The organism is Kitasatospora sp. NPDC058965 (assembly GCF_042741245.1).
In the GTDB taxonomy this organism is placed as follows: domain Bacteria; phylum Actinomycetota; class Actinomycetes; order Streptomycetales; family Streptomycetaceae; genus Kitasatospora.
Genome location: NZ_JBHYKG010000298.1, coordinates 1 through 10,146 on the forward strand (window position 1 = coordinate 1; position 10,146 = coordinate 10,146).

General features: G+C 72.1%; 9 protein-coding genes. 7 read left to right on the forward strand and 2 right to left on the reverse strand.

The window, feature by feature from the left end; translation table 11 throughout:
* On the forward strand, positions 1–977 hold a 977-nt coding region (locus tag ACFW1A_RS33000; RefSeq protein ID WP_380415506.1), incomplete at its 5' end, for a lactonase family protein.
* A gap of 59 nt (positions 978–1,036) precedes the next feature.
* Here ACFW1A_RS33000 and ACFW1A_RS33005 read toward each other — a convergent pair.
* Positions 1,037–1,609 (reverse strand): hypothetical protein, encoded by a 573-nt coding sequence (locus ACFW1A_RS33005; protein ID WP_380415508.1) that lies wholly within the window; start codon positions 1,607–1,609, stop codon positions 1,037–1,039.
* Positions 1,606–3,087 (reverse strand): alkaline phosphatase family protein, encoded by a 1,482-nt coding sequence (locus tag ACFW1A_RS33010; RefSeq protein WP_380415510.1) that lies wholly within the window; start codon positions 3,085–3,087, stop codon positions 1,606–1,608. Before ACFW1A_RS33010 ends, ACFW1A_RS33005 begins: the two co-directional genes overlap by 4 nt.
* Positions 3,088–3,401: 314 nt before the next feature.
* Between ACFW1A_RS33010 and ACFW1A_RS33015 the strand changes: the two genes are divergently transcribed.
* The 6 genes from ACFW1A_RS33015 to ACFW1A_RS33040 all read left to right on the forward strand — a co-directional run bounded on the left by ACFW1A_RS33015 (position 3,402) and on the right by ACFW1A_RS33040 (position 10,102).
* On the forward strand, positions 3,402–4,031 hold the full coding sequence (locus ACFW1A_RS33015) for a GDSL-type esterase/lipase family protein (protein WP_380415512.1): 630 nt from the start codon (positions 3,402–3,404) through the stop codon (positions 4,029–4,031).
* 408 nt (positions 4,032–4,439) lie between these two features.
* Positions 4,440–5,765, forward strand: a complete 1,326-nt coding sequence (locus ACFW1A_RS33020; RefSeq protein WP_380415514.1) for an ABC transporter substrate-binding protein — start codon at positions 4,440–4,442, stop codon at positions 5,763–5,765.
* Between the two features lie 94 nt (positions 5,766–5,859).
* Positions 5,860–6,822 (forward strand): carbohydrate ABC transporter permease, encoded by a 963-nt coding sequence (locus ACFW1A_RS33025; RefSeq protein WP_380415516.1) that lies wholly within the window; start codon positions 5,860–5,862, stop codon positions 6,820–6,822.
* Positions 6,819–7,673 carry a carbohydrate ABC transporter permease gene (locus tag ACFW1A_RS33030; RefSeq protein WP_380415518.1) on the forward strand — a complete coding sequence of 285 codons (855 nt, stop codon included), beginning with the start codon at positions 6,819–6,821 and terminating at the stop codon, positions 7,671–7,673. Before ACFW1A_RS33025 ends, ACFW1A_RS33030 begins: the two co-directional genes overlap by 4 nt.
* 34 nt (positions 7,674–7,707) lie before the next feature.
* A complete protein-coding gene (locus tag ACFW1A_RS33035; protein ID WP_380415520.1) occupies positions 7,708–8,706 on the forward strand; it encodes a LacI family DNA-binding transcriptional regulator in 999 nt (332 codons plus the stop codon).
* A gap of 97 nt (positions 8,707–8,803) precedes the next feature.
* Positions 8,804–10,102 carry a cellulase family glycosylhydrolase gene (locus tag ACFW1A_RS33040; RefSeq protein WP_380415522.1) on the forward strand — a complete coding sequence of 433 codons (1,299 nt, stop codon included), beginning with the start codon at positions 8,804–8,806 and terminating at the stop codon, positions 10,100–10,102.
* The last annotated feature ends 44 nt before the right edge of the window (positions 10,103–10,146 follow it).

Genomic DNA, 10,146 nt, shown 5'->3' on the forward strand with positions numbered 1-10,146 from the left:
CAGTCTACACCCTGTCCAACGCGGCGGCCGGCAACGCCGTGCTCGCGTTCCACGACCGCGACGGCGTGCTGACCCCGGCCGGCTCCGTCCCGACCGGGGGCCTCGGCTCGGGCGCCGGCCTCGGCTCGCAGGGCGCGGTCGTGCCCGCCGACCACGGCCGGGTCCTGCTGGCCGTCAACGCGGGCTCGAACTCGGTGACCGCGCTGCGGATCGCCCGCGACGGCGGCCTGACCGCGAGCTCCACCGTCGGCTCGGGCGGTACCCAGCCGGTGAGCGTGACCGTCCACGGCGACCTGGTCTACGTGCTCGATGCCGGGAGCGGCACGATCGCCGGGTTCCGCCTGCGCCACGGCGCGCTGACCCCGCTGGCCGGCTCCACCCGCGCGCTGTCGGCCGGCGCGGCCGGGGCGGCCGAGGTCGCCTTCTCCCCCGACGGGACCCGACTGGTCGTCACCGAGAAGGGCAGCAACGCGCTGGACACCTTCACCGTGGACCACCGGGGCCTGGCCTCCGCCGCGTCCCGCACCGCCTCGGCGGCCGCGGTGCCGTTCGGCTTCGACTTCGACGCCCGCGGCACCGCGGTGGTCTCCGACGCCGCGGCCAGTGCGGTCAGCACCTACTCCGTCGCCTCCGGCACGGCCCGGCCGCTCGACTACCTGCCGGACGGCGGCGGCGCGGCCTGCTGGCTGGTGGTCTCGCGCGGTACCGGCACCGCCTACGTGGCCAACGCCGCGACCGGCACCGTCTCCACGTACCGGGTGCGGGACGGCGCGCTGACCCTGACCGCACCGGTGGCCGCCACGGTCGGCGGCCACCCGACGGACGAGGCCCTCGGGCGCGACGACGTGCTCTACGTCCGCGACGCGACGGGCAACCGGCTGCAGGCCGTGCGCTTCGGGCCCGGCGGCACGCAGGTCGTCGACGGCCCGCCGGTGCTGCCGGCGGGCGCGGCGGGTGTCGCGGTGGTGGCCGGCTGAGCCGACCGGCCGCAGCGCGCCGGCGGCGGGTCCGCGCCGCCGGCCGCCGGGTCGGCGGCTCAGTCCAGCTCGACCTCGAAGTCCCAGGTCGCCAGGGTGGTTCCGGCCTCGGCCCAGGTCAGCGTGGCGTGGCCGGCGGTGAAGGTGCCGCTCAGGCGCAGGGTCGCGTCGTGGCCCGGGGTGGCGGTGACCGCGGCGGCGTCCGGGGTGAGCCTGATCGGCTTGCCCAGTTCGTCGGTGGCGCTCAGCGCGGCGGGATCCAGGGCCCAGTCGCCGGTGGTGCTGCGCAGCACCACGGTGACGGTGCCGGCCGACTGCGCGGGCGGCTTGCCGTCGGCGCCGGGGGCGGTCTGCACCAGGTCGGGGCCGGTCGCGGTGATCTGGCCCTGCCGGCCGCCCAGGTCGAGGTGGACGGCGTCGCCCATCGCCACCAGCTGGGCGTGGCCGGGCGCCGCGGTGACCGGCGGCCGGGAGGCGGGGGCGCTCGGGATCGCCATCGCGCCCGGCCTGGACGCGGCGGCGGGACCGCCGCAGGCGGTCAGCGCGAGCGGGAGGAGCAGGGCGGCGGCGGCCAGCCGCCGGCCGGAGCCGCGCCCGAGGGCGCGGCTCCGGCTGGTGGAGCGGTGGGTCACTTGCCGGCTCCCGGCTTCAGGCTGTCGTCGGCCGCGGTCGCACCGGTGAAGTCCGGTGCCAGGTCGGCCGGCTGGTTCTGCGGGTCGATCTGGTGGGCGGAGTAGACGCCGTTGCTGCCGCTCGGCGCGGGCGCCACCGACTGGCCGCCGGGGTTGTTGTACACGTCCGGGCCGAACGGGCGCAGGCCCGGCATGCCGGCGTAGCCGAGGTGGCCGTGGCCGTCGGTGCCGCCGTGGTCCACCCGGAACAGGTCCTCCATGGACCGCAGCCAGGAGTAGTGGTTGTACGGCTGGTCGCTGATCGTGCCCGGCTTGATGTACTGGGAGATCAGCACCGAGCCGGTGATGCCGCCGCCCGGGGTGGTGTCCTGGCCGAAGGCCTGGAAACCGGGCTGGGTGGTGTTCGGGCCGGGCAGCTCGTTGCAGCAGGCCACCACGGACTGGGCGGTGTCGGTCGGCACGTTCAGCGAGGAGGTCGCGTTGCCGGTGTAGTCGGCGTTGGAGTTGCCGTACAGCTTGTACGGCGGGAACGCCTCGTCGAAGGTGATGTCGATCATGCCGCCGTCCTTGAAGGCCGGCGAGGCCATGATCTGCGGGATCCACTTCTGCAGGAACAGGTCCGAGGCGTACAGGCCGCCCTGGTGGTTGTTCGGGTCGCCCGAGCCGTTGTCGCCCTTGCAGGTCGAGTCGTGGGCGTCGGTGCAGTTGTTCGGCGTGATCCAGGAGAACGCGGGCGTGCTGTCCGCGCTCTTCAGGTCGTCGGCCAGGCCGCTCAGCGCGGCGTGGCCCGGCTCGGCGGCGCGGCCGTCGAGCGGCACGACCTGGGCGCACTCCTGCGGGTCGTCGATCAGCGAGTGGAACCAGGCGGTCGGGTTGTGCTTGGCGACGTACTGGTCCTGCGGCGTGGAGCCGGGCGGGTCCACGACGCCGGCGCCCGACGGGTCGCCGGGGATCCCGCACTTGTACGGGTCCTCACGGCCGGGCGTGTTGCCCATGTCCTGCATGTACGCCTTCCAGCTGACGTTCTTGTCGTCCAGCTGGTTGAAGAGCGTGTAGACCGAGTCGGGGTACACGCACCCCGAGGTCGCGTGCACCTGACCGTCCGCCGCCGGGGTCCCCGGGGCGACGTCCGTGTACTGCGGGCAGTCGGCCTGGTTGGCCGGGGCCGGGGCCTGGCCGCTGACCGCGCTGATGTAGTTGTCGAGGCTGTAGTGGCCGGTGCCGTAGTACTGGCGCAGCAGCTCGCCGTACTGGGGCAGTGTCTTCCACAGGTAGCTGTTCTGGTTGAGGCCGGTGAACGCGGCCTCGTACGACTTGTTCTCCAGCATGATCACCCACACGTGCTTGATCTTCGGTGGGTGGAACTCGTGCGAGGAGGCGACGGCGCTGCCCGCGCCGCCGGAGCCGACCAGCGCCGTGGCGGCCAGTCCCGCGGCCACCAGCGCGCCGGCGGTCCGGCGCGTCGCCCAGCTGCTCATCCGGCCCAGCCGGAGTTGTCCGAAATTCATACGCCGAATACTGGCCGGTATCATCGTCACTTTCCAAGACTCCGGTCGAACCAAAGGTTAACCGGACGTGTCCGATTGACGGATGATCAGCATGCCGGACCGGTCCGGCCGACCTGCTGCCGCCCGCCCGCGGGACCCGGTTCGCAGGTCTCCCCGCCCGGCCGCCGCCGGGGCCGACCCGGGCGACCTGCCCGAGTACCCCTACCGGAGTGTCGGGGGCGGCCGGGCCGCTCCGGGCTCTGTCACAGTGGCCGAGCGACTGCCCACTGTCCGGAGGACCCCTCATGCCGTTCGACCTGCCGCCCACCGCCACCGTGCTGTTCCAAGGCGACAGCATCACCGACGCCGGCCGCGACCGCACCGACCCGGCCGACCTCGGCGACGGCTACGTGGCGTTCGCCGCCGACCGGCTGCGCACCGCCCACCCGGGGGCGACCGTGGTCAACCGCGGCATCGCGGGCAACCGGATGGCCGACCTGGCGGCGCGCTGGGAGCGCGAGGCGGTGGCCGTGCGGGCCGACCTGGCCTCGGTCCTGATCGGTGTCAACGACACCTGGCGCCGGTTCGACGCGGGACTGGTCAGCCCGGTCGAACCGTGGGAGGAGCAGTACCGCGAGCTGCTCACCCGGCTGCGCGGTGCCGGCACGGCGCAGCTGGTGCTGATCGAGCCCTTCCTGGTCCCGGTCGCCGAGGAGCAGCTGGCCTGGCGTGCCGACCTGGAGCCGCGCATCGAGGCGGTGCACCGGCTCGCCGCCGAGTTCGGGGCGGCGCTGCTGACCGCCGACGCGCTGCTGAACCGGGCCGCCGAGGGGATCGGCACGCCGCTGGCGATCGCCGCGGACGGCGTGCACCCGACCGCGCTCGGCCACCAGATCCTGGCCAACGCCTGGACCGACCTGGTGCTGGGCGGCTGACGGTCCGCCACACCCGCAGGGCCGACCGGGCCCACTGCCGCCGCGCCGTCCGGAGCGGCCGCCCGTGACACAACGTGAGATCCGCACCGACGGAACCGGCCCCACCCCGCCTCCGGGCAGGGTGGGGCCGCGTCGCGTCCGGACGATTGTCGCTCCGGATGACAACGTTGTCCAGGAATCCCGAGGACCAACCGGGCGCCGACGCCGGATCGTCACTCCATAAAGCAAAGGTTTAGTAAATAGCGCCTTGATCGGTAATAGAACCGCTGAATATCAATGTTGACCGGTCTATGGACATGGCGGGGAAATGACGTCTACGTTAAGCAGCCAACAGCCCGGGACGCCGGTTTCCGGTCCTCGGCTGCGCTCCCGGACATCGACAACGATCAGCGCGAAGGACGATCCACGATGCGAAGAGGATGGGTGGCCGTCACGGCCGCGTCCCTGGTGGTGCTCACGGCCTGTAGCGGCGGCAGTGGTCACTCGGCCCCTGCGGCGGCGGCCGAGGCCGTCTCGCCCACCGACCCGGCCAAGGTGTCCGGCGAGATCACGGTGCTGACCAACCGCACCGACCAGCTCTCCGACGGCACCCTGAAGAACTACGCCGCCGAGTTCAACAAGACCTACCCCAACGTCACGGTGAAGTTCGAGGCGATCACCGACTACGAGGGGGAGGTCAAGATCCGGATGAACACCGAGAACTACGGTGACGTCCTGCTGATCCCGAACAACGTCCCGATCACCGAGTACGCGGAGTTCTTCTCGCCGCTCGGCGACGCCGCCGACCTGTCCAAGACCTACCAGTGGACCGACTACGCCACCGTCGCGGGCAAGGTCTACGGCATCGCCAACTACGGCACGGCCAGCGGCTTCGTCTACAACAAGACGGTCTGGAAGCAGGCCGGCCTCACCGACTGGCCCACCACCCAGGCCCAGTTCGTCGACGACCTGAAGGCGATCAAGGCCAAGACCCAGGCCACGCCGTACTACACCAACTACCACGACGGCTGGCCGCTGCAGCAGTGGTCCAACGCGATCGGCTCGGCCTCGTGCGACCCGGCCGCCAAGGACGCGCTGGCCAAGGACACCTCGCCGTGGAGCAGCGGCAAGGACCTGAACGCGATCGACAGCCTGCTCTACACCACGGTCAACTCGAAGCTCACCGAGGCCGACCCGACCACCACCAACTGGGAGAACTCCAAGACCCTGATGGGCACCGGCAAGGTGGCCACCATGTTCCTGGGCTCCTGGGCCGTGCCGCAGATGCAGGCCGCCGCCAAGACGGCCGGCCAGAGCCCCGACTCGATCGGCTTCATGCCGTTCCCGCAGGCCGGCGCCGACGGCAAGCTGTGCACCGTGGTCCAGCCGGACTACAAGTACGCGGTCAACGTCCACTCCAAGCACAAGGACGCCTCCCGGGCCTGGCTCGACTGGTACATCAACAAGTCCGGCAGCGCGCAGGCCGAGCAGGCCATCTCCTCGGTCAAGGGCACCGCGCTCCCGAGCGACCTGCAGCCCTTCGAGCAGCAGGGCGTGAAGATGATCGGCCAGAACCAGACCCAGGCCGCCACGGTCAGCAAGATCGACAAGGGCTCGGAGATCGGCCTGGACTCCCCCGACTACCGCCAGAAGCTGGTGGACATCGCGCGCGGCGCCGGATCCGGCGACCAGAACAGCTACTTCGCCGACCTGAACAAGAAGTGGGCCGCCTCGCAGCAGACGGTCACCGGCTGACCCGTCCGACGGTGAACGGCGCGGTCCGCCCCTCCGACCGCTGACGGCTCCGCGCCGTTCCCCCCGCGTCCTGCGGCCCGATGAAGGAACGACAATGACTGCACTGCAGAAGGACCGGCACCGGGAGCCGGCCACGGCCGCCGTCGACCCGCCGGCCCGCCGCCGGGTCGACGCCCGGCGCCGACCGGCGCACCGCCGGTACCGCTGGTTCACCCCCTGGCTCTACCTGCTGGTACCGCTGGCCCTGGTGGTGACCTTCACCTACCTGCCGATCGCCGACATGCTCGGCTACAGCGTGACCGACTGGGACGGGATCAGCCCCACCAGCGACACCGTGGGCGCCAAGAACTACGTCGACCTGGCCACCCGGCCGGAGCTGTTCAAGGTCTTCCTGGTCAGCGGGGTCTACCTGGTCGCCTCCTTCGTGCAGATCGCGGCCGCGCTCTACTTCGCCACCGTGCTCAGCTTCGACACCAGGCTGCGCAACCTGTTCAAGGGCATCCTGTTCTTCCCCTACCTGATCAACGGTGTCGCGATCGGCTTCGTCTTCCTGTACTTCTTCCAGCCCGGCGGCACCCTGGACACCGTGCTGGGACTGCTCGGCATGCACGGCAAGCACCTGTGGCTCGGCGACCCGAACCTGGTCAACACGTCACTGGCCGGAGTGTCGGTCTGGCGCTACATGGGGCTCAACCTGGTGCTCTTCCTGGGCGCCATCCAGTCCATCCCGGCGCACCTGTACGAGGCGGCGGCGCTCGACGGCGCCAACCGCTGGCAGCAGTTCCGCCACATCATCGCGCCCAGCATCAAGCCGATCCTCAGCCTGAGCGTGATCCTGGCGGTCTCCGGTTCGCTGGCGGTGTTCGAGATCCCCTACGTGATGACCGGCGGGGCCAACGGCAGCGAGACCTTCGTCATCCAGACCGTCAAACTCGCCTTCAAGTTCGACAAGGTCGGGCTGGCTTCCGCCTCCGCGGTGGTGCTGCTGGTCCTGATCCTGCTCGTCACCTGGATCCAGCGCCGGCTCGTGCCGGAGGAGAGGGTCGAACTCTCATGACCGCACTGTCCCCCACCTCCGTGCGCACCCGGCAGGTCACCGCCTCGGCGCTGAAGTACCTCTCCCTGGTCCTGGCCTCCGCCGTGGTCCTGGTGCCCCTGGTCGTGATCCTCTTCACGTCACTGAAGAACAGTCAGGAAGCCGTCACCACGGGCCCGTTGACGCCGCCGAAGAACTGGTTCAACCTCGGCAACTACGCCACCGCCTTCCAGCAGGGCAGGATGCTGCAGGCCTTCGTCAACACCACGGTGATCCTGGTCGTCTCCACCGCCGGCACCGTGCTGCTCGGCTCGATGACCGCCTACGCGCTGGACCGGTTCGAGTTCCGGCTGAAGAAGCTGGTCTTCGCGGCCTTCCTGGTCGCCACCCTGGTCCCCGGGGTGACCACCCAGGTCGCCACCTTCCAGATCATCGACGACCTCGGGGCGTTCAACACCCGGTGGGCGCCGATCCTGCTCTACCTGGGCACCGACATCCTCTCGGTCTACATCTTCCTGCAGTTCATCCGGGCGATCCCGGTCTCGCTGGACGAGGCGGCCCGGCTGGACGGCGCCAACTCCTTCACCATCTACTGGCGGATCATCCTGCCGATGCTCAGGCCGGCCATCGCCACCGTGGTCATCGTCAAGGGCATCGCGGTCTACAACGACTTCTACATCCCGTTCCTGTACATGCCCAGCAGCGACCTCGGCACCATCTCCACCTCGCTGTTCCGGTTCAAGGGACCGTTCGGAGCGCACTGGGAGACCATCTCGGCCGGCACCGTGCTGGTCATCCTGCCCACCCTGGCGTTCTTCCTCGCGCTGCAGCGGTTCATCTACCGCGGCTTCGCGGCCGGCGCCACCAAGTGAGCCCGAGGAGGCTGCGGTGCGACCCGGAGTGACGATGCGTCAAGTCGCAGTGCTGGCAGGGGTATCGCCCGCCGCGGTCTCGCTCGCGCTGGCCGGGCGGCCCGGGGTCTCGGCCGGGACCCGCGAGCGGGTCCGGGCCGCCGCCGCGGAGCTCGGCCGGCTGCCCGCCCGGGGTGGCAGCACCGTGCGGGAGACCGCGATCGGCCTGGTGCTGACCCGGCCGGCCGGTCAACTGGGCCTGGAGCCCTTCTACATGGAGTTCGTCTCGGGCATCCAGTCGGTGCTGGCCGAACGCGGCGCCTGGCTGCTGCTGCGGCTGGTGGCCGACCGGGCGCAGGAGACCGCGGTGCACCGCGCCTGGTGGCGGGCCCGCCGGGTGGCCGGCTCGGTCCTGGTGGACCTGACCGAGGACGACCCGCGGCTGCCCGCACTGGCCGCGCTCGGCATGCCGGTGGTCGCGGCCGGCCGCCCGGGACCGGCCGACCCCGGCACCACCGCGGTCTGGACCGACGACGCGGCGGCGATCGAGGAGGCGGTGCGCTACCTGGCCGTCCTCGGCCACCGCCGGATCGCCCGGGTCGGCGGCGACCCGGCCCTCGGCCACACCGTGCTGCGCACCCGGGCGCTGGCCCGGGTCACCGCCGAGCTCGGCCTGGAACCGGCCCGCAGCCTGGCCACCGACTACTCGGCGCAGGCCGGGGCCCGGGCCACCCGGATCCTGCTGGCCGGTGCCCACCGGCCCACCGCGATCGTCTACGACAACGACATCATGGCCGTGGCCGCCCTCGCGGTGGCCGCCGAGTTCGGCCTGCGGGTGCCCCAGGACCTGAGCCTGATCGCTTGGGACGACTCGCAGTTGTGCCGCCTCACCCACCCCACGCTCTCCGCGATGAGCCACGACGTGCCCGGCTACGGCGCCCAGGTGGCCGGCCGGCTCTTCGACCTGATCGAGCGCCGCCCCGCCCCCAGCGGCCCGGCGCCCACGCCGGTGCTGGTCCCGCGCGGCAGCAGCGCCCCGCCCGGCGCGGTCTGACCCGCGCCCCGCCGACCCCGGTCCGTCCCCGCCTCCTGTTGAGGGTCAGGAGCCGCGGGGACGGGCCGGCCCCACCCCACCCGCCCCGGAGGCACCCGTGAACGCCCTGTTCGGCTCGGCAGAGCCCACCACCTATCCCGCGCCGACCGGTCCGAGCCGCCGCGCGCTGCTCGGCGCGGCAGCGGCCGTCACGCTGACCGCCGCTGCCGCCGCCCCGGCCGCGGCCGCGACCCCGGCGCAGCAGCCGCGGCGGTCCGCGTTCGTCACCGCCCGGGACGGCGAACTGCGCCTGAACGGAGCGCCGTTCCGGTTCGGCGGGACCAACTGCTACTACCTGCACCAGCAGTCGCACTACATGATCGACGCGGTGCTCGACGACGCCGCCGCGATGGGCCTGGGCGTGGTGCGCGCCTGGGCCTTCGCGGACGGCTCGGGACAGTCCTACCGCCCGCTGCAGCCCTCGCCGTACCGCTACGACGAGCAGGCCTTCGACTCCCTGGACTACGCCGTCCACAAGGCCGGGCAGCTGGGGCTGCGCCTGGTGCTCCCGCTGGTGAACAACTGGCCGGACTACGGCGGCATGCGCCAGTACGTGCAGTGGTTCCTCGGGCTGCCGGACGACTCGTACGGCGACGGGACGAACCACGACCGGTTCTACACCGACCCGAACATCAAGGCCTGCTACCGCGCCTGGGCCCGGCAGCTGACCCAGCGCCGCAACCCCTACACCGGCCTGCGCTACTGCGAGGACCCGACCGTCATGGCCTTCGAGCTGGCCAACGAGCCGCGCTGCCGCAGCGACAAGTCCGGTGCCACGCTGCTGGCCTGGGCCGCCGAGATGAGCGCGCACGTCAAGTCGCTGGCGCCCCGGCAGCTGGTGGCGGTCGGCGACGAGGGCTTCTACGGGGAGGCGGGCCGGGCCGACTACCCGTACTCGGACTACGAGGGCACGCCCTGGCGCAAGCTGGTCGCGCTGCCCGCGGTCGACTACGCGACCGTGCACGTCTACCCGCAGAACTGGGGCGAGACCAGCGGCAGCAAGCCCGGCACCGACCCGGTCGCCTGGGGCACCCGGTGGATCCAGGACCACCTCGCCGACGCCCGGGCGCTCGGCAAGCCGCTGGTGGTCGAGGAGTTCGGGCTGCAGGTCGACCCCGCCCGGGACGTCCCCGACGCCGACGCCCGGGACCGCGGCTACCGGGCCTGGACCGACGCGGTGCTGGCCGGCGGGGCCGCCGGCGACCAGTTCTGGCTGCTCACCTCACGGGTGGACGACGGCTCCTTCTACCCCGACTACGACGGGCACCGGATCGTCTGGAACGCCGACGCCGCCAACCCGAGCCGCACCGCGGCCCAGCTGTTCGCCGCGCACGCCCGGGCGATGTCCGGCAGCTGAGCCACCGCCGCGCCCGGCGGCCGGCCCCGGACCCCCTCCGGCGC